Source organism: Thalassospira sp. (assembly GCF_002709775.1).
Lineage (GTDB): Bacteria > Pseudomonadota > Alphaproteobacteria > Rhodospirillales > Thalassospiraceae > Thalassospira.
The window spans coordinates 1-18,655 of the sequence record NZ_PAQR01000044.1 but is presented as its reverse complement, the minus strand read 5'-3'; the positions used below and the strand labels follow the sequence as shown (position 1 = coordinate 18,655).

17 protein-coding genes and 1 pseudogene are annotated in these 18,655 nt (G+C 56.0%); 10 read left to right on the top strand and 8 right to left on the bottom strand.

The features are described 5' to 3' along the window. From CMO10_RS15250 to CMO10_RS15240, 3 genes and pseudogenes are all read left to right on the top strand, one after another. Window positions 1-197 (top strand): annotated as a pseudogene (locus tag CMO10_RS15250) (DUF1850 domain-containing protein); the annotation flags it as partial. Window positions 198-202: 5 nt separating this feature from the next. After that, window positions 203-2,218, top strand: coding sequence for a TRAP transporter permease (locus CMO10_RS15245; RefSeq protein WP_297023915.1), 2,016 nt, complete (start codon window positions 203-205; stop codon window positions 2,216-2,218). A 192-nt stretch (window positions 2,219-2,410) separates the two neighbouring features. Further along, a complete protein-coding gene (locus CMO10_RS15240; protein WP_297023913.1) occupies window positions 2,411-3,694 on the top strand; it encodes an MFS transporter in 1,284 nt (427 codons plus the stop codon). A 173-nt stretch (window positions 3,695-3,867) separates the two neighbouring features. Here CMO10_RS15240 and CMO10_RS15235 read toward each other — a convergent pair whose 3' ends face one another. Next, the gene (locus CMO10_RS15235) at window positions 3,868-4,044 is read right to left on the bottom strand and encodes a hypothetical protein (RefSeq protein WP_200892705.1); all 177 of its coding nucleotides are present in this window, start codon (window positions 4,042-4,044) and stop codon (window positions 3,868-3,870) included. Between the two features lie 139 nt (window positions 4,045-4,183). Between CMO10_RS15235 and CMO10_RS15230 the strand changes: the two genes are divergently transcribed. Continuing rightward, the gene (locus CMO10_RS15230; protein ID WP_044830178.1) at window positions 4,184-5,167 is read left to right on the top strand and encodes a LysR family transcriptional regulator; all 984 of its coding nucleotides are present in this window, start codon (window positions 4,184-4,186) and stop codon (window positions 5,165-5,167) included. Between the two features lie 16 nt (window positions 5,168-5,183). On the opposite strand, the gene CMO10_RS15225 is transcribed toward CMO10_RS15230, so the two are convergent. Further along, complete coding sequence (locus tag CMO10_RS15225; protein WP_297023909.1) at window positions 5,184-5,726, bottom strand: GNAT family N-acetyltransferase; 543 nt, start codon at window positions 5,724-5,726, stop codon at window positions 5,184-5,186. Continuing rightward, a complete protein-coding gene (gene fmt, locus CMO10_RS15220; protein WP_297023906.1) occupies window positions 5,726-6,652 on the bottom strand; it encodes a methionyl-tRNA formyltransferase in 927 nt (308 codons plus the stop codon). The genes CMO10_RS15225 and fmt overlap by 1 nt, the downstream gene beginning before the upstream one ends. Before the next feature lie 59 nt (window positions 6,653-6,711). On the opposite strand from fmt, the gene CMO10_RS15215 reads away from it, so the two are divergent. Further along, window positions 6,712-7,701 (top strand): methyltransferase type 12, encoded by a 990-nt coding sequence (locus tag CMO10_RS15215; RefSeq protein ID WP_297023905.1) that lies wholly within the window; start codon window positions 6,712-6,714, stop codon window positions 7,699-7,701. Between the two features lie 195 nt (window positions 7,702-7,896). On the opposite strand, the gene def is transcribed toward CMO10_RS15215, so the two are convergent. The 3 genes from def to CMO10_RS15200 all read right to left on the bottom strand — a co-directional run bounded on the left by def (window position 7,897) and on the right by CMO10_RS15200 (window position 11,012). After that, window positions 7,897-8,415 carry a peptide deformylase gene (def, locus tag CMO10_RS15210; RefSeq protein ID WP_297023904.1) on the bottom strand — a complete coding sequence of 173 codons (519 nt, stop codon included), beginning with the start codon at window positions 8,413-8,415 and terminating at the stop codon, window positions 7,897-7,899. Window positions 8,416-8,571: 156 nt separating this feature from the next. Beyond that, window positions 8,572-10,119 carry a DNA recombination protein RmuC gene (locus CMO10_RS15205; protein WP_297023902.1) on the bottom strand — a complete coding sequence of 516 codons (1,548 nt, stop codon included), beginning with the start codon at window positions 10,117-10,119 and terminating at the stop codon, window positions 8,572-8,574. A gap of 101 nt (window positions 10,120-10,220) precedes the next feature. Next, window positions 10,221-11,012, bottom strand: a complete 792-nt coding sequence (locus CMO10_RS15200) for a glutamate racemase (RefSeq protein WP_297023900.1) — start codon at window positions 11,010-11,012, stop codon at window positions 10,221-10,223. 520 nt (window positions 11,013-11,532) lie between these two features. Between CMO10_RS15200 and acs the strand changes: the two genes are divergently transcribed. Together acs and CMO10_RS15190 are read left to right on the top strand one after the other, a co-directional pair. Next, the gene (acs, locus tag CMO10_RS15195) at window positions 11,533-13,476 is read left to right on the top strand and encodes an acetate--CoA ligase (protein WP_297023896.1); all 1,944 of its coding nucleotides are present in this window, start codon (window positions 11,533-11,535) and stop codon (window positions 13,474-13,476) included. Between the two features lie 207 nt (window positions 13,477-13,683). Further along, window positions 13,684-14,766: a tartrate dehydrogenase gene (locus CMO10_RS15190; protein WP_297023893.1), complete on the top strand. Its 1,083-nt coding sequence runs from the start codon at window positions 13,684-13,686 to the stop codon at window positions 14,764-14,766. A gap of 52 nt (window positions 14,767-14,818) precedes the next feature. Here the strand turns inward: CMO10_RS15190 and CMO10_RS15185 are convergent, their stop codons facing one another. Next, window positions 14,819-15,754 carry a LysR family transcriptional regulator gene (locus CMO10_RS15185; protein WP_297023890.1) on the bottom strand — a complete coding sequence of 312 codons (936 nt, stop codon included), beginning with the start codon at window positions 15,752-15,754 and terminating at the stop codon, window positions 14,819-14,821. Between the two features lie 101 nt (window positions 15,755-15,855). Here CMO10_RS15185 and CMO10_RS15180 point away from each other — a divergent pair, with 101 nt between their 5' ends. Both CMO10_RS15180 and CMO10_RS15175 read left to right on the top strand, forming a co-directional pair. Continuing rightward, complete coding sequence (locus CMO10_RS15180; protein ID WP_297023885.1) at window positions 15,856-16,176, top strand: nuclear transport factor 2 family protein; 321 nt, start codon at window positions 15,856-15,858, stop codon at window positions 16,174-16,176. After that, window positions 16,176-16,955, top strand: a complete 780-nt coding sequence (locus CMO10_RS15175) for an SDR family oxidoreductase (protein WP_297023883.1) — start codon at window positions 16,176-16,178, stop codon at window positions 16,953-16,955. Before CMO10_RS15180 ends, CMO10_RS15175 begins: the two co-directional genes overlap by 1 nt. Before the next feature lie 26 nt (window positions 16,956-16,981). Here the strand turns inward: CMO10_RS15175 and CMO10_RS15170 are convergent, their stop codons facing one another. Beyond that, window positions 16,982-17,437 carry a MarR family winged helix-turn-helix transcriptional regulator gene (locus CMO10_RS15170; RefSeq protein ID WP_297023881.1) on the bottom strand — a complete coding sequence of 152 codons (456 nt, stop codon included), beginning with the start codon at window positions 17,435-17,437 and terminating at the stop codon, window positions 16,982-16,984. 218 nt (window positions 17,438-17,655) lie between these two features. Between CMO10_RS15170 and CMO10_RS15165 the strand changes: the two genes are divergently transcribed. Next, window positions 17,656-18,435 carry an alpha/beta fold hydrolase gene (locus tag CMO10_RS15165; RefSeq protein WP_297023878.1) on the top strand — a complete coding sequence of 260 codons (780 nt, stop codon included), beginning with the start codon at window positions 17,656-17,658 and terminating at the stop codon, window positions 18,433-18,435. The last annotated feature ends 220 nt before the right edge of the window (window positions 18,436-18,655 follow it).

Sequence of the window (18,655 nt, the reverse complement as noted above, 5' to 3'; positions counted from 1 at the left end):
GGGGTATTCTGACCAGCGCAGAAGGCGGCGGATACTGGATCGAAGATATCGACGAACCTGTGCGCAACAACGCCTATGTGTTACGTGTGGGCTCACTTGCGGTTAACCACCGTATCGTCACTGACCGTGACGAAATCAACCTTTCAAAGATGGCTGAACACACCCGTGTCACCATCCGCCTTGATACCGGGGAATAAGTTCCATGTCTGAACAGGCACCGCTGCCTACCATGACGGATCGTTTGCCACAGCCAAAACTGGTGCTGTGGGCAATTTCGATTGTTGCTGTCGCGCTCTCTTTGTTCCAGATGTATGGCGCAGGGATCGAGCCGCTTGGCCTGTTCTATCAACGCAGTATCCACCTTGCGTTCGTGATGTTCCTTGCCTTCCTGATGTTCCCGGTATTTGGCAGCAACAAAAAGCGCGGGCTCCTCGGCTGGGTGATTGATATCGCCTTCCTCGCCGGTGCCTTTGCCACGGGCTTCTACCTGTCCTTCTATCTCGACGAGATCATCAACCGTGCCGGCTTCTGGAGCGACACCGACCTGATCATTGGCGTGATTGCCACCGTCACTGTGCTCGAAGCCAGCCGCCGTGCTGTCGGCCTTGGCATGACCGTGATTGGCATTGTAGCCATCATCTATGCCCTGTCGGGTCCGCGCGGCGCTCTGCCATGGGTCGGCGAATGGCTGCCGGGTATCCTCGCCCATCGCGGTGCCGATGTGGATCGTCTGGTCGGTCAGCTTTACCTCGGTCAGGAAGGCATCTATGGCCTGCCGATGGGGGTCGCTGCGACTTACATCTTCATGTTCGTGCTGTTTGGGGCCTTCCTTGAAGTCACCGGTGCGGGCAAATTCTTTATCGACATGGCCTATGCCGCCACGGGCAAAAAGCCCGGTGGTCCGGCCAAGGCCGCCGTTCTGGCATCTGCTGGTATGGGTTCGATCAGTGGATCGGCCATTGCCAACGTTGTCACCACCGGCGCCTTTACCATTCCGCTGATGAAGCGCCTTGGCTATCGCCCGGCACAGGCCGGCGGCGTCGAAGCAGCTGCTTCCACCGGTGGTCAGATTACCCCGCCGTTGATGGGGGCTGGCGCGTTTCTGATTTCCGAATATACCCAGGTGCCCTATCTCGAAATCGTGCTGGTTTCGATCTTCCCGGCGATCCTGTATCTCGGCACGGTTTATCTGTTCGTGCATATCGTAGCGCTCAAACAGGGCATGCGCGGCATGCCGGTCGAAGAACTTCCCGATTGGAAACAGGTTCTCAAGGAAGGCTGGCAGTTTATCTTGCCACTCGGTGTCCTGATTTACCTGCTGGTGCTGAACATCTCGCCGATGCGCGTTGGCTTCTGGGCCATTATCTCGGTCCTTGCTGTTGCCTCCCTGCGTTATGCGCTCTGGTTCTTCTTTGTCGCCCCGCAACAGGGTGAAAAGCCAAGCCATGACAAACTGGTGGCCGCCATCCGCAAGGGTATCGCAATCACCATCGCAGCCCTTGAACTGGGTGCGAAAAACGCCGTTGCCGTTTCGATGGCCTGTGCGGTTGCCGGTATCATCGTTGGTGTTGTTGGCCTGACCGGTCTGGGTCTTAAATTCTCCTCGATGATGATCGCATTCTCTGGCGGCAACATCGTTCTGGCCCTTGTTCTGGTTCTGATCGCAAGCCTGATCCTCGGCATGGGTCTGCCGGTGACGGCATCCTATATCGTTCTGATCGTGCTGGTTGGCCCGGCCCTTTCGAACGAGTTCGGCATCCCGCTGCTGATCGCGCATCTGGTCGTGTTCTGGTACTCGCAGGATAGTAACGTCACACCGCCCATTGCATTGGCGGGCTTTGCGGGGGCTGCAATTGCCAACGCTAGTCCCATGGAAACCAGTGTGCAGGCATGGAAGTTTGCCAAGGGTCTCTATCTGATCCCGGCCTTCATGGTCTTCAACCCGGAAATCATCGAAGGTGGTTCGATCCAGATTGTTCTGTGGACCGGCTTTACCGCAATCCTGTGTCTGGTTGCCTTTGCCGCCGCCCTTGAAGGTTTCCTGTTTGCGACGATGGATGTGTTCTCGCGGATCATCATTGTTCCGGCGACCATCGGTGTCTTCTATCCGGACTTCCGCGCCGAAGTTGCCGGTACGGTCGTCCTTCTTGCGGTTCTCGCATTCAACTGGTGGCAGGGCAAAAAGAACACCCCGACACCGGCTGCCGCCGCAAGCTGATATAATTTCCTGCCTCAAGGAAACGACTGGCCCGCAAGCTTCATGCTTGCGGGCCTTTTCTTTGCGCGATCCCAAACACCCCACCCGTCCCATCCGAGTGGGCAGGTAGACAGGCCGCGATACGCCAGATACATTCCTCATACTATTTATTAAACACCAAACCTAGCTCCCCTCTGACCTGCCGGACCCCGCATGCAATTTCTGATCTTGCTTCGAGAAACCCCGCGCCAACTGGCCTTTGGCGCGTTGCACAGTTTCGGCTCGTCCTTCGGGCAGACCTTTCTGGTTGCACTGTTTGTGCCGTTTATCTCGGCAAGCCTAGCACTCAATGAAACCGAATTTGCCAATATCTATGCCGGCATCACCATTGCCAGTGCCCTCTGTTTGCCGGTCGTAGGCCGCTGGATCGACAAGGTCGATATCCTGTCTTACAGCCTCGCCACCATGGCATTGCTGGCCCTTGGCTGTGTGATGATTTCGCTGGCAGGCAATGTCTGGATGCTGATCGCAGCCCTGTTTGTCTTGCGTCTCGCAGGCCAGGGCTTGATGACCCATGTCAGCATGACTGGCATCGCGCGCTATTTCTCGCGCAATCGCGGCCGTGCACTTGCCATCGCAAGCTTCGGCTTTCCTTTGGCAGAGGCGATTATGCCCGCCACCCTGCTGGCCCTGATTGCCGCCTTTGGCTGGCGATATACCTATGCCGGGTCGGCCGTCTTTATTCTACTGATGCTGGTACCGGTTGCGATCTGGCTGATCCGACGGGATGCCAAGTTCCGCAACGCCCCGGCAAAATCAAACGAGTCGAAAAGCGCGCCTGCAGACAACAACGCTACAACGGCCGAGTCCCAAACACCCGACTCCCAAAGCGATCATCCGCGCCTGTTCAAATCGCTGTATGTCTGGTTCTGCATGCCGATGCTGGCCGCCCCGCCCCTGATCATGACCGCCCTGTTTTTCCATCAGGGCGCAATTGCCAGCCATAAGGAGATTGAACTGGGCTGGTTTGCCGCTGGCTTCACGGTCTTTGCCATTACATCCGTCCTCGGTGCCTTTGGCAGCGGACCGCTGATCGACAAACATTCCGCCCGCCGCCTTTTTCCCTGGCATCTGATCCCGATGATGGCCGGTATCCTCATACTCGCCATGACCAACACGCCATGGGTGATCCTGATTTATATGGGGCTGGTCGGGATTACGGTCGGTTTTGCCACGACTTTGCGCACGGCCATCATCCCGGAATTGGTGCCGCTTGATGAAATCGGTGCCATCCGCAGCACGCTGACCGCTGTCATGGTGCTGGCGTCCGCCATGGGACCTGCAATTTATGGCTGGATGTTTGCTGCCGACATTTCGATTGCGATGATGCTGATCATAACCTTGATCGCATCAGGTCTGGTCAGTGTCGGATCATGGTTTTCCGAACGGCCGGGCTTTTATGTCCCGCCGGGAATTGCACCCAAAGAAGCCGATTGACCAAAAAAATGGCCCGAAACACAAAGGTGTTCGGGCCAGTCGGGAAAACAGCGTCAAATAGGGAGGAAGACGCTAGATAGAAACCGTAGTCGTAGTCCCTGCCTGCGGGAGCACCTCTTGGGGAGGAAATCAATCAGTGCTCGACCGCATGCAGTTAGTAAGGTAGTCGGTAGTTAGGCTGCACCGCCAACGGTACCTGCCGGGTGTTTGACGTCTTTGTCAGCACCTTTGAACAGGTTACGGAAGAAGGCGCCTACGAATTCAGCGCGAAGCTGCTGACCTTTGCGTACACCTGCCTCGATTTCGGTGGTGGAGATGTAACGGGTGGTGATTTCTTCGTAAGTGGCCATGGTGACCTCCTAAAAATTTCGTTCGTTGCGACGCCGTGTCGCTCTCGATGAACCCAATCTAATTTTCTTTACGGGGAAAGAGAATTACCTCAATATGCACATTACTTGTGAATGAACGTCATAAATAGGATGCCCGAATATGGATCGCGCCGCGGAAATGGAAATCTTTGTCCATGCTGTCGAGGAAGGAAGCTTCTCGGCCGCCGCAAGGACAATGCGCCTGTCACCGTCAGCCGTCTCGAAATACATCTCGCGCCTTGAGGATCGCCTCGGCGCCAGGCTACTGATGCGCACCACCCGCCAGCTTAGCCTGACCGAAGAAGGCCGGGCCTTTTACGAACGCGCCCGCACGATCTTAAATGAGATCGAAGAAGCCGAAGAAGTCGTCACCCAGCTTTATGCCGCCCCCCGCGGCACACTTCGCATCAACGCATCGGTCGCCTTTACCAAGATGCAGGTGGTGCCGCTGATCCCGGAATTCCTTGCACGCTATCCGGATGTCCGGATTGAGCTGACGCTTGATGATAAATTCACTGATCTGGTCAACGATGGCTATGACTTGGCCATTCGCCTCTCGGCACTCGAAGACTCGTCCTTGATTGCGCGTAAATATGCCGTCAACCGCCGCATGATCGTCGCATCGCCGGAATATCTCGAAAAGAACGGCATCCCGCGCAAGCCGCAGGAACTTGAAAACCACAACTGTCTGCATCTGTCATCGCGCGAAAGCTTCAATGACTGGCACTTCGAAACCCCGGACGGCCATGTGTCCTTCCGCGCGCAGGGCTCGTTCTCGGCCAATGATGGTGATGTGCTTCACGAGGCGGTTCTGGCCGGGCTCGGCATGGCGCGCTTGGCTGAATATCTCGTGCACGAAGATATCCGCACCGGCCGCCTGACCCCGGTCCTGACGGAATATGTCCATGATCAGGCGTGGATTTCGGCGGTGTATCCGCATAAACGCCACCTGTCACCCAAGGTCCGCGCCTTTGTGGACTTCCTGGCTGAAAAATTCACCCCGGTTCCGCCGTGGGAGCTTGGCTTCCGCGATGCCCGTGCGGTGCGCCGCAACAGCGACGGCACCACCGATACGACCACAACCGCGCGCGATCTCGGGAAGTAGGGAAAAGCCGAGCAGCCTAAAACTTCAGGGCTTCCTGATAGGCCGCAAAGTCAAACCGGAACTGCCATTCCGACGAATTTGAAAGATCATCAAGAATGCGGCTTTCGCCTGCGCGCGCAAAGCCGCATTTTTCATAAAAGCGATGCCCTGCCTCAAACCGCGTATCGGTCCACAGCATGACGGTCCGACATTCCGGATGCGTCTGCCCCAACCACGCCAAGGCCTTGCCCATCAGCTTTTGCGCCATCCCCCGCCCGCGTGCGGCCGGATGCAGATAGACCTTATGCAACTCACCTTCGCGGGTTGCGATGTCATACTTGACGCCAAAGCAGCCCACGATCCGTTCCTGCGCATCGACCGCAACCCAGATCCGGCCATTATCGGCCTTGAAGTCATCGGCAATCGCGTCAAGTTCGGGAAATTCCCCGGCGCGATCAAATACACAGCCGGGATAATCGGCAAAGACCAGCGCAATCAGATCGGCAATGCCATCCCCATCCCGGTTAAAGGCCGGGCGGATCGTCAATTCCCCGATCGCATCTGTCGTGATATCGCCCATCAGCCCAGCACGACTCCCTTGGCAAGCTTGTCATAACCGCGCAGCACCGCATCAGTATCCATCACCGATTTGCCCGGGCGCTGAATCCGCGTCGGACGCAGTGCGCCTTTGCCACAGCCAATCGTCAGCTTGTCATCAAGGATCTCGCCAACCGGCCCGGATTGATCAATCACCTCGGCGGCCTGGACCTTGATGCGTTCCTTGCCAAGCTCGAAATACGCACCTGGCCACGGGGTAAAGGCGCGAATTTTCCGCTCAAGGGCAGCGGCATCATCATTGAAATCAAGCTTGGCCTCAGCCCGCTCAAGCTTGGCAGCATAGGTGACACCCGCGTCCGGCTGCTTGTTCGCAACAAGCTCGCCCTTCGGCAATTTTTCAAGCGCCTCGACAATCATCTCGCCCCCCAGCTTGGCCAGATCATCATGCAGGGCATTGGCATAGGTTTCAGACGTAATCGGCAGTTCACCAATCAAAAGCATGTCACCGGTATCAAGCCCGACATCCATCTGCATGATGGTCACCCCGGTCGCGGCATCACCGGCCAGAATGGCCCGCTGGATCGGGGCCGCCCCGCGCCAGCGCGGCAAAAGCGACGCATGAATGTTCAAACATCCATATTTCGGCGCATCCAGAATGGCTTTCGGCAGGATCAGGCCATAGGCCGCGACCACCGCCACATCCAGATCAAGGTCGGCAAAGGCCTGTTGTTCTTCGGCCGATTTAAGCGACACCGGATGGCGGACTTCAATGCCCTGCTCGGCTGCCCAGGCATGGACCGGGCTTGGCGTTTCCTTGTGCCCGCGACCGGCCGGGCGCGGCGGCTGGGAATAGACGCAAACCACATCATGCCCGCGTGCAACCAGATCCTTCAGCGCCACAAGGGCAAAGTCCGGGGTTCCCATAAAGGCAATGCGCAGCTTGGTCATATTACTCGTCCATTCATCTTTTGAGTCTTCTGGCGGCAATTTGGCGTTATCCTGCGCAAATGACAAGCCAAGCCTTACCTCAAACGCCCAAATACCCTGTCAACCACATCTGGCATGCAGATTGGAGCCTGTCGGCGAAAGGCCGCTGGGTCGCCAAGGCTACCCGCACCGTTTCCGGTTGGCACATCCACACGATCGAGCCGGTCGGAATGCTCCATCAGTTCCGCCAGTCCCTCGCCAACCACGGCAAGACCAATGCAATCTGGCTGGGCCTCGATATGCCCATCGGGTTCTTGAACGCATGGTATGATGGCGTGAATATCAAAGACTTCAAAGCCCTGATTACCGTGTTTCACAGTCATGGATTGCAGGATTTCTTTAAAGTCTGCGAAACACCGGATCAAATCCGGCATGACCGCCCTTTCTACCCACAAAGCTCCGGCCTCAAGGGCAGCGTCAAACGCGACCACCTGATCAAGGCGCTCGGTCTGCCAAACTTTGACGCCCTGCATCGCGCCTGCGAATTTCCGACCGACAAACGCAACGCCGCCTGCCCGTCCTTCTGGACACTGGGTGCCAATCAGGTCGGCAAGGGCATGCTGCACGGCCTCAAACACCTGATCATCCCGGGATACGAAGACGGCTTTCACATCTGGCCGTTCTCGGGCGATCTTGAAACCTGCACCCAAAAACCCGGCGTCACCCTTATTGAAACCTATCCCGGCGAAATTTATGGATGGTTTGATATTCCAAGTGAGTTAACTAAATCAAATCAGAACAGCCGTAAGAATTACCTGCACCAACTGTGCGATAATGCCCGAACCAAGGGCATCGAAATCAGCCCTGCGGTCTGGGCAGACATTGCGGATGGCTTTGGACCGGAAGACGGCAAGGACGACGCCTTTGATGCTCTGATCGGTGTGATGGGTCTGATCGAAATTGCCGAGGGCCGCCGCCCCGAACATCTACCGCACACGCCAACGGTGCTGGAACGTGAAGGCTGGATCGTCGGGCTTGATCCGCGCGATTTGAAACAGCGCGATACTTGAACAAAAGGGATAATTGCCGAACCGTCACTCCCGCGAAGGTCGGGACTCTACCATCATCTCAGCAAGTTATGGATTCCGGGCCTGTGCTCTGCTCTGCCCGGAATGACGATATTGGCCGTCGCCCCCGCAAAACAAGCTGCAAAACAAAAAGGGCCGGAAAACCGGCCCTTCGCATGCGTTCAATGATCAGAGGTCTCAGGCAGACTTTTTGGTTTTCTGCAGCTTCTGGACTTTCTTCATGATCATGTTGCGCTTAAGCGCGCTGAGATAATCGGTGAATAGCACACCGTCCAGGTGATCGATCTCATGCTGGATGCAGGTCGCCAAAAGACCATCCGCCTCGATCTCGTGCATCTTGCCGTTCTCGTCCATATACCGCATGCCGACTTCGGCCGGGCGTTCGACATCGGCATATTGTTCGGGGATCGAAAGACAGCCTTCCTGATAGACCGAGGTATACTCTGACTCCCAGATGATTTCCGGGTTGATCAGTTTAAGCGGTTCCGGCTTGTCCTTGTCGTCGGATACATCCATGACAACCACGCGCTTCATCACCCCGATCTGCGGTGCCGCCAGACCAATGCCCGGTGCCGCATACATGGTTTCAAGCATGTCATCGAGAAGGGTTTTGATCTCATCATTCACTTCCTCGACCGGGGCGCACTCCTTCTTCAGGCGCGGGTCTGGAACGATAAGAATTTCACGCAGGGCCATGGGTCAGTAATCCGGTGTTCGAACTAATTACAGTAAACGAGTATAGCGAATTTCGCGCTTCGAGATAAGGTTTCCCCACGCCCAAGTCAAGCAAACTGCCCGATTTGCGCGTGATGGCTGCCATGCCTGCCAAAGGAAATCACGGCAAAGCCTGCATCAATCAGTCCTGGCGTCTGCCTTATCATCGCCGGTTGCCGCTTGCGCGTCCGGTCCGCCATCCTCGGGCCCGGCGAGCAATTCCATCTTGGTAATATCGCGCACATGGGTTTCCGACGGTGCCGGTTCCTCGATCATGCGGTCGTCGGCGACGATATGCTTTTCCTTAAGCTTGCGGGCCGAAACCAGAACCGATCCCTCGAGCGTACCCAGCGTCTTGTTGTAATTCTTGACCGTGCTTTCAAGCGACTTGCCCATGGAACTGAAGTTCTTGGCAAGCGTCCCCAAGCGGTCAAACAGCTGCTGGCCGATCTCGCTGATATCGCGCGCACTTTCCGCCAAAGCTTCCTGACGCCAGCCATACGCCACCGCCTTGAGCAGGCCGAGCAACGTGGTCGGTGTCGCCAAAATCACCCCATCACGGAAGCTGTCCTCGATCAGGCGCGGGTCACGTTCAAGGGCGGCCGAAAAGAAGCTTTCACCAGGCAAGAACAGCACGACAAATTCCGGACTATCGACCGATTTCCAATAGGACTTTTTCGAAAGTTCCGTGATCACCTTGCGCACATTGCCGACATAGGTCGCGAGCAACGCTTCGCGGCGTTCATCGTCATATTTCTCGTCAATCGCCTCCAAATAGGCCGAGGTCGGCGCCTTGGCATCCACCACGATATTCTTGCCACCGGGCAGGTGAATGACCATGTCGGGCTTCTGAACACCCTCGTCGGTGTTGAAATGCACCTGCTCGTCAAAGTCACAATGCTTGAGCATCCCGGCAAGCTCGACAATACGCTTGAGCTGCAACTCGCCCCACTTGCCCGACACCGAAGAACTGGACCGAAGGGCCGAACTCAGCGTTTGGGTTTCTTTCGAAAGCCGGGTTTGCGATTGCACAAGGGTTCCGACCTGTTCGCGCAGCTCGCCATAGGCCTCCTTGCGGTTTTTTTCAAGCTCGTTCACCTTGGTATCAAAGGCCTCAAGCCGTTCCTTGATGGGTTTTACAAGCCCGTCAATTGCCTGCTGGCGTTTTTCAAGATCGCCCTTGGCCCCTTCCTGCAGGCGCGAGAAGTTTTCACGCGCCAGCTTCATGAACTCGTCGTTATTGACCTTGAGCGCATCGGACGACAGCGCCTTGAAGCTATCAAGCAGCTTGACCTTGGCATCTTCAAGCATCTCGAGCTTTTCTTTTGCCGCCTCGCGCTCTTTCTCAAGTGCTGTTTCAAGCTCGGATCCCTTTTCGCGCCATTGATCAAGGGCGGTGCGAAGCTCCTTCATCTCGGCTTCAAGCACCGGCACCCGGTTGGCAGTCGTTTCGGCAATCGCCCGCTTTTCCGAAGCTTCGGAAAGCTTCTCACGCATCTGGGCGACCTCCGTCGCAAGATCACGGCGCGTGGTTTCGGCGTGCTCAAGCTGGGACGCCAGAAGGGCCGTACGCGACTCCGTTTCGGCCTCGGCGGCATCCTTGATGCGCTTGACCATCACGATGCTAAAGGCAAGTGCCAGAACAGATGCGCCAAGCGCCCCCGCGGCCAAAGAAATCGGATCCATTATCCCACCATTCGATTACGTGCTGGATTCTTTGTATCTGTTTTGTTCCATCAAATCCAGTTATGCGGTCTGGGGAATTTTCACAACCACCGCTTATCTGGTTACAGACTGACTTTGCTAATCGTCAGCTGAACGCCAATCTGTGCCAGCATCTTTTCAAATTCGGCAATCTCGAAACCGGGGGCCTCGGTCGCGACTGCATGGGTGATCCCGTTGCCCATCGGCCCGATATCAAGTGCCTCCACCACAGCATCCGCCGGGTCAAGAAACAGGCAATCGGGTGCTGCCTTTTCAAAATAGGTCCGCAGCCAAGGCAAATGCGTGCTTGAAAGCGTCATGACATCAATCGCCGGATCGGTCGCGCGTATCTCATCGACCAGCCCCTGAACGGTTGCCGCGGTTTTATCGGCTTCAAACAGGAAATCACCATTCTCCACATGATCAATCGCCCCCGATGCATTGAAGCCCCGCACGGTGGCGGAACTGGCAAAGGGCGCGATAAAATCGGCAAACATCGGGCTTTCAATCAGGGAAGCGACTCCCATAACCGCCACATGGCCGGTGTTGGATGCGGTGATCGCCTGTTTAACCGGCGGCAACACACCGCTAACCGGCGTGTCTGTCAGTTTGACCACCTCATCAAGCACCATGATGGACGGCGCATTCGAGGCAATCACGATATTCGACGGCGCAAACCCGTCAAGAAACGTCACGGTACGCGCCATTATTTCGGCCAGTTCGGTGGCATTTTTCCGGCCATAGGGGAAACTTGCGCGATCTGCGAAATAGACAATGTCCTTTTGCGGCCATTTTTCGCGAATCTTCGCAACAATGGAATAGCTGCCAATGCCGGCGTCAAAGACGGCGACCGGCGCAATCAGGTCTGGGGTCATGATAAGCCTCGTTCGTGGGGTGTAAGAAAACCTCTATCGCGCCGCCGCCCCGAACGCCAGACCAAACACCGCAGACTTCAAATGTTATCAACATCACTGGCAGCCGCCGAATTTCAGACTACATTTCAATGACATAATTGAATGCAAGCTTAATGGAACCGCCAAACTTGGCACCCGTCACCCGCGCAAAAGACTGCGCAAAATGACCACCCTAACGGCGCGTTCAAATCGCCACACAAACCTTACGGATTGTTACATGCCCCGTCGCAAAGCCCCCCGTCTTAAGTTGTATTCCCTCAATACCCTCTGCGCACTAGCATAGGGCCCAAGCGACAGGACTGTTTTGCCATGCCCGAACGGGCACGCCCCCGAAAACGGACCGGGCAAACTGGCAAGGCAATTTCTGAACCGCACCGAAATTACCGCATCGGACGGATGCCTTTTTCGAGCCCCTTCGAGAAGTCATCAAACGGACCCGGTGCCGACCTAGAGACCACAGGAAACGAACAAGAGGCCACATATGTCTGCGAACGTTTATCCCGTACCTGGCGACATCGCGAAGGGCGCCCTGATCGACAAAGCGAAATACGACGCCATGTACAAACAGTCGGTCGAGGATCCGGAAGGCTTCTGGGGCGAACATGGCAAACGCATTGACTGGATCAAGCCATACAGCACCGTCAAAAACGTCAGCTACGATGCCAAAGATCTTTACATCAAATGGTATGAAGACGGCACGCTGAACGTTGCGGCCAACTGCCTTGACCGTCACCTTGAAAAGCGCGGCGATCAGACCGCGATCATTTTCGAGGGCGATGATCCCAACGTCTCCGAACACATCACCTATCGTGACCTTTATGAGCGCACCTGTCGTTTCGCCAATGCGCTGAAATCGATGGGCGTTGCCAAGGGTGATCGCGTTGTCATCTATCTGCCGATGATCCCCGAGGCCGCTGTTGCCATGCTGGCCTGCGCACGTATCGGTGCGATCCATTCCATCGTCTTTGGCGGTTTCTCGCCCGAAGCACTGGCTGGTCGCGTTGAAGATTGCGGTGCGAAGGTTGTCATCACCTCGGACGAAGGTCTGCGTGGTGGCCGTTCGGTCCCGCTCAAGCGCAACGCCGATGAAGCCCTGTCACACCCGGGCGTCAAATCGGTCGAGAAAATGGTCGTCGTCAAGCATACCGGCAAGGACGTTGCCTGGAACGATGCGCGTGACGTCTGGTATCACGAAGTTTGCGCAGCAGCCTCGACCGACTGCCCGCCGACCGAAGTCAATGCCGAAGACCCGCTGTTTGTTCTTTATACCTCGGGCTCGACCGGCAAGCCGAAGGGTGTTCTGCACACCTCGGGCGGTTACCTCGTTTACGCTTCCATGACCCATCAGTACGTCTTTGATTACCACGAAGGCGACATCTACTGGTGCACCGCTGATGTGGGCTGGGTCACCGGTCACAGCTATATCGTTTACGGGCCGCTGGCCAACGGTGCCACGACCCTGATGTTTGAAGGTGTGCCGAGCTATCCGGACGCATCGCGCTTCTGGCAGGTCTGCGAGAAGCACAAGGTCAACATCTTCTACACCGCACCGACCGCAATTCGTGCCCTGATGCGCGAAGGCGAAAGCTATGTGAACAAGGCCGATCTGTCCTCGCTTCGCATCCTGGGTTCGGTGGGTGAGCCGATCAACCCGGAAGCCTGGGAATGGTATTACGAGCATGTCGGCAAAAAGAACTGCCCGATTGTCGATACCTGGTGGCAGACCGAAACCGGCGGCATCCTGATTACGCCGCTGCCGGGCGCAACCGACCTGAAGCCGGGTTCGGCAACGCTTCCGTTCTTCGGTGTTCAGCCGGCCCTGCTTGATAACGAGGGCAAGGAACTTACCGGTGCGACCGACGGCAACCTTGTGATCAAGGACAGCTGGCCGGGTCAGATGCGTACAGTTTACGGCGACCATGAACGCTTCATCCAGACCTATTTCAGCACGTTCGCCAATGTCTACACCACCGGTGACGGCGCGCGTCGTGACGATGACGGCTATTACTGGATCACCGGCCGCGTTGATGACGTGATCAACGTATCGGGTCACCGTATGGGCACGGCCGAAGTCGAAAGCGCACTGGTCGCCCATCCGAAAGTGGCCGAGGCCGCCGTGGTTGGCGTTCCGCACGACATCAAGGGTCAGGGCATCTATGCCTATGTGACGCTGAATGCCGGCGAGGAACCGACTGACGAGCTGCGCGCAGAACTGGTCAAATGGGTCCGTAAGGAAATCGGCCCGATCGCAAGCCCGGATTACCTGCAATGGTCGCCAGGTCTGCCGAAAACCCGTTCGGGCAAAATCATGCGCCGTATCCTGCGCAAGATTGCGGCCAACGAATATGACCAGCTTGGCGATACCTCGACGCTTGCCGATCCGGGTGTTGTCGATGATCTGATCGACAACCGCCAGAACCGCTAAGTTCAACGGCAACATTGCAAATTTCTGGCGGCACACGTCGCCAGAATACCCTTACAAGGAAAGGTCCCTGTCTCTGGCAGGGGCCTTTCTTCTTTTGAATGTGTGGTGCAGATTGCTTCTGAAAATCGATGAAAGCCGTTATCGTGGCGGCAATCATCACCCGGCCAGAAGCCCGGGATCAGAAAACACCCCACGGAGGACAGCATCATGACACGCGCCACCCACAAAATCGCAGTCATCGCCGGCGACGGCATCGGCACCGAAGTCATGCCCGAAGGCATCCGCGTGCTCAAAACCGCAGCCGAGATTTTTGATCTCGACCTTGCCTTTGACGAGTTCGAATTCGGTTCCTGCGACTACTACCAAAAGCACGGCAAAATGATGCCCGATGACTGGCGCGCGCAAATCGAAAATCATGATGCGATCTTCTTTGGCGCGGTTGGCTGGCCCGATACCGTGCCGGATCATATTTCGCTGTGGGGCTCGCTCATCATGTTCCGGCGCGACTTTGACCAGTATGTCAATTTGCGCCCGGCCAAACTGATGCCCGGCGTGCCATCGCCGCTTGCCGGTCGTAAACCGGGTGACATTGATTTCTATGTCGTGCGCGAGAATACCGAAGGCGAATATTCCTCGGTCGGGGGCAAGATGTATCCGGGCACGGACCGCGAAATCGTCATTCAGGAAACCGTCATGTCGCGCACCGGCATTGACCGCATCCTGAAATACGCGTTTGAACTGGCCCAGAAACGGCCGCGCAAACATCTGACTTCGGCGACCAAATCAAACGGCATTTCGATCACCATGCCCTATTGGGATGAACGCGTGATCGAAATGGCGAAAAACTATCCCGATGTCAGCTGGGACAAATATCATATCGATATTCTCACCGCCCAGTTCGTCATGAACCCGGATCGCTTTGATGTCGTGGTGGCATCGAACCTGTTTGGCGATATCCTGTCTGACCTGGGTCCGGCCTGCACCGGCACCATCGGCATCGCGCCATCGGGCAACATCAACCCGGAACGCAAATTCCCGTCGCTCTTCGAACCGGTGCATGGCTCGGCGCCTGATATCGCCGGCAAGGGCATCGCAAACCCCATCGGCCAGATCTGGTCAGGTGCGATGATGCTTGATCACCTAGGCCACACCGATGCCCATGACGCGATCATGAAGGCGATTGAAACCGTGCTTCTCGATGAGAACCTCCGCACCGCCGACCTTGGCGGCACGGCCAACACCGTCACCTGCGGCACCGCGATTGCCAAGGCATTGCGCGACAACGCCTGACCGGTATTTCAAGATGTAAGAAGATCCAATTGCACTCTGGCCAAGGCCTTGGTCAGAGTGCAATTGGACTGACAGCCGGCTTATTTGACGCAGCGCCCCGCCCCAGTTCTCGGGCAAGCGCAACAAAGGCCTTGTGCCCCGCAGACAGGTTTCGTCGTCCGGGATAGTAAAGGCACAGTTCGGAAAAGGGCTGCGTCCAATCGTCGAGGACACGCACAAGACGCCCTGCCTCTATGTCGGCCAGAACGTCACGTTCCATAAAGCAGCCAACACCAATGTCCTCCAGCACCGCCGCACGTGCAAGACTTGCTTCGTCAAGCGTAATGGGCCCATTGACGTCTATCTGAACGGCCTCACCGTCTTTTTCAAACCGCCACCTGAAAACAGATCCGTCCGGCAATCTCACACGGATGCATTTATGGTTCAGAAGGTCCGGCGGAACCTTTGGCTTGCTCCGTCCCTTAAAATAGTCGGGCGACGCAACAATGGCATATTGTTGAACACGCCCAAGCGGCACCGCGATCATGTCACTGGGAATCAGCCCCGAGACCCGCACACCGAGATCGAAACCTTCCGCGACGATGTCCACCAATCGTCCTTCAGTAACCAGATCGACATGCATTTCCGGAAAACGGCGAAGATATTCGAAAACAAGTGGTGAAATCACCTCACGCGCCGCGAAGGGTGCCGCATTGATACGGATCGTACCAGTTGGCTTTTCTCGCTGGGAGCGGACCACCTCCAACCCATCATGGATGCTCTGAAGCGAAGGCCCGACCTGTTCGACAAACAGCTTGCCCGCATCCGAAAGCGATACACTTCGCGTGGTACGGTTAAACAACCGGACGCCCAATCCCGCCTCGAGTTTCCCGATCGCGTGACTTAACGCCGTTGTCGACACACCCATATCGATGGCCGCTGCACGGAATGTGCCCCTTCTGGAAATCGCGATAACCGCATCCAGATCATTGAGTACTACACGGTCCATTGTCCCGATTTCTTCATCTTAGCATCAATTATTATCCGTATTGTTAGTACAATAAATCGGGATTATCTGTCGAGACATAAGTCGCTGTAAGGAGATAGACGATGGATATGATCGATGCTGTGAAAGCCTATTTCGATGCAGATCGCGAACAGGACCCTGACCTTCTGACGAAGGTCTTTACCGCTGATGCTATCGTGCATGATGAAGGCGAGCGTCACCTTGGCACCAGCGAAATCCAACGCTGGTGGCTGGCCGCAAAGGCAAAGTACAACCATGTCGCCGAGCCACTCGAGACAGAAACAACGGGTGACAAGGTCACTGTTCGCGCAAAGGTCAGCGGAGATTTCCCCAACAGCCCCCTGACGCTGAACTATGTCTTCCGCATCAAGGACGGAAAGATTGCCGAGATGGGGGTGAAATGATGTCAGAATTTCTCACCCTGAAAGGAAAACGTGCCCTTGTCACTGGCGGCACAAAGGGCGCAGGTCTTGCAACATTCACGCTTTTGCGCGAACTGGGCGCAACTGTTCTGACCACAGCGCGCACCCGCCCGGAGACATTTCCCGACGATAACTTTATCGCAGCCGACCTCACCACCGACGACGGTTGCATGGCAGTGGCAGAGGCAACAAAAAAACGCCTCGGCGGTGTGGATATCATCGTCCACATGCTTGGCGGGTCTTCTTCACCGGCGGGCGGATTTCGTGCGCTGTCTGACGATCATTGGCAGCAGGAACTGAATTTGAATTTGTTTCCCGCCGTTCGACTTGATCGGCATTTGATCCCTGACATGATCACCCAGGGACAAGGCGTGGTCATTCACGTGACCTCGATCCAACGCGAACTCCCGCTGCCGGACTCAACAACGGCCTATGCCGCCGCAAAGGCTGCCTTGTCGACCTATAGCAAGGCACTTTCAAAGGAAGTCTCACCCAAGGGTATTCGCGTTGTCCGCGTCTCACCGGGCTGGATCGAAACAGAAGCCACCGTACACCTCGCCAAGCGCTTGGCAGAACAAGCCGGCACCGACTATGACGGCGGCAAAAAGATCATCATGGATGCCCTAGGCGGGATACCGCTGGGTCGTCCCGCCAAACCCGACGAAGTCGCTAACCTGATTGCATTTCTGGCATCCGATCGCGCCGGCGCGATAACCGGCACGGAATATGTCATCGATGGCGGCACCGTTCCGACGGTTTAACGGAATATGCGATCAAGCCGTTGCTGTTACCAGTCCACACCATTCTGGTAAATCAGATCACGAAGCTGCTTTGTCTTGCTGTTTAAATCGGCAAGCGCATCCGGACTCTGGCCAGAGGCCTGCAACAAGGCGGCACCAAGGCAACCGGCTTGATCGCGAAGCGCCAATCCAGATGGTGTAAGCGTAATCAGGACCTGTCGTTCGTTATCCGGGTTTCGTTCCCGGCGCACCATTCCGGAACTCTCAAGCCGCTTCAACAAAGGGGTGAGAGTGCTTGACTCCAGCGCAAGTCGATCAGCGATCTGCCCTACACTCTGGGTGTTTTGTTCCCAGAGAACGTTGAGAACCAGATATTGCGGATAGGTCAAACCCAGCTTGGTCAGCAAAGGTTTGTACAGTCGCTGGATCGCAATCCCCGCAGAATAGATCGCAAAGCAGAGTTGATCTTCAAGGGGAACAGGAATGTTGGATTCTTCCGACAAAAGAGGCTCCTTTCTGGCACCGGATCGCTGAACGCACTCACGATAATATATATCGCGATAATTATTTTCTGGACAAGAGATTTAACCAAGCCTACTAGTTATCGCGATAAATGTTATTGAGATAACTATCTTGCCCTCAAAGGCGTCGCACAGCGACACCCGACATCTTGCTGCTTTCGACATGTAACAACCACACTGACCGGAAAAGGTTTACGGAAATGAAGAACAAGATACTGAACACCGCCGCTGCCATCGCATTGTCCTTGGTATCCGCGACATCTGCACAGGCAGAAGACAAAAACACTGATAGCAACGCCGTTCGCAATGTCGTGCTCGTTCACGGGGCATTCGCCGACGGAAGCGGATGGCGCGGCGTTTACGACAACCTGACGGCACGCGGATATAACGTAACCATTGTACAGAATCCTCTTACCTCCTTGCCCGACGACGTTGCCGCAACAAAGCGTGCCCTGGATCGCCAGGATGGACCGACTGTCCTTGTCGGGCATTCTTGGGGCGGAACCGTCATCACCGAAGCAGGTAACGACCCGAAAGTTGCCGCCCTTGTTTACGTCGCAGCCCTCGCACCGGATGCCGGCGAAACCACGGGCCAACTTTATGAAGGCTACACAACGCCGCCGGAATTCGTCCTCGATATTCACACCGATGGTTATGCGTTTGTTGAGCCCGAAAAGTTCAAACAGGGCTTTGCAAATGACGTCAGCGACGCGGATGCTGCCTTCATGCGGGACTCACAGGTTCCGATCAATCTCGAGGCATTTGAAACCAAACTTCAAAACGCTGCCTGGAGAACAAAACCCAGTTGGGCTGTCTATGGAACCGAGGACAAGGCATTCGATCCGAAAATGCTGGCTTGGATGGCCGAACGGATCAACGCCAAGGTCACCAAGGTTTCCGCCAGTCATTCTATTTTCATGACCCAGCCGAAAGTGGTCGCCGACACAATTGATCAAGCTGCCAAAGCAGCCAACCAGTGACGTTTGGTCTATTCTGGGCAGGAGCAGGTAAGATCCCCTCACTTACCTGCTCCTGACGCCTTTACATTTGGGTTTTCGGAGGCCTTTTTGCTTTAACTCGTCTCACATCCCTCACACACTTATGTGAATTCGCCGGATCGGATTTTTGCTTTACTGAGTATTTGAACACTCATTCCAGAAATCGGTCAGGAGGGTCTGGTGTCGTTCCTTGCCTCTATGT

What these genes read in the sequence shown, in the direction of transcription:
- CMO10_RS15245 (WP_297023915.1), top strand. Translation starts at nt 203, where the DNA reads ATGTCTGAACAGGCACCGCTGCCTACCATGACGGATCGTTTGCCACAG.
- CMO10_RS15240 (WP_297023913.1), top strand. Translation starts at nt 2,411, where the DNA reads ATGCAATTTCTGATCTTGCTTCGAGAAACCCCGCGCCAACTGGCCTTT.
- CMO10_RS15235 (WP_200892705.1), bottom strand. Translation starts at nt 4,044, where the DNA reads ATGGCCACTTACGAAGAAATCACCACCCGTTACATCTCCACCACCGAA.
- CMO10_RS15230 (WP_044830178.1), top strand. Translation starts at nt 4,184, where the DNA reads ATGGATCGCGCCGCGGAAATGGAAATCTTTGTCCATGCTGTCGAGGAA.
- CMO10_RS15225 (WP_297023909.1), bottom strand. Translation starts at nt 5,726, where the DNA reads ATGGGCGATATCACGACAGATGCGATCGGGGAATTGACGATCCGCCCG.
- fmt (WP_297023906.1), bottom strand. Translation starts at nt 6,652, where the DNA reads ATGACCAAGCTGCGCATTGCCTTTATGGGAACCCCGGACTTTGCCCTT.
- CMO10_RS15215 (WP_297023905.1), top strand. Translation starts at nt 6,712, where the DNA reads ATGACAAGCCAAGCCTTACCTCAAACGCCCAAATACCCTGTCAACCAC.
- def (WP_297023904.1), bottom strand. Translation starts at nt 8,415, where the DNA reads ATGGCCCTGCGTGAAATTCTTATCGTTCCAGACCCGCGCCTGAAGAAG.
- CMO10_RS15205 (WP_297023902.1), bottom strand. Translation starts at nt 10,119, where the DNA reads ATGGATCCGATTTCTTTGGCCGCGGGGGCGCTTGGCGCATCTGTTCTG.
- CMO10_RS15200 (WP_297023900.1), bottom strand. Translation starts at nt 11,012, where the DNA reads ATGACCCCAGACCTGATTGCGCCGGTCGCCGTCTTTGACGCCGGCATT.
- acs (WP_297023896.1), top strand. Translation starts at nt 11,533, where the DNA reads ATGTCTGCGAACGTTTATCCCGTACCTGGCGACATCGCGAAGGGCGCC.
- CMO10_RS15190 (WP_297023893.1), top strand. Translation starts at nt 13,684, where the DNA reads ATGACACGCGCCACCCACAAAATCGCAGTCATCGCCGGCGACGGCATC.
- CMO10_RS15185 (WP_297023890.1), bottom strand. Translation starts at nt 15,754, where the DNA reads ATGGACCGTGTAGTACTCAATGATCTGGATGCGGTTATCGCGATTTCC.
- CMO10_RS15180 (WP_297023885.1), top strand. Translation starts at nt 15,856, where the DNA reads ATGGATATGATCGATGCTGTGAAAGCCTATTTCGATGCAGATCGCGAA.
- CMO10_RS15175 (WP_297023883.1), top strand. Translation starts at nt 16,176, where the DNA reads ATGTCAGAATTTCTCACCCTGAAAGGAAAACGTGCCCTTGTCACTGGC.
- CMO10_RS15165 (WP_297023878.1), top strand. Translation starts at nt 17,656, where the DNA reads ATGAAGAACAAGATACTGAACACCGCCGCTGCCATCGCATTGTCCTTG.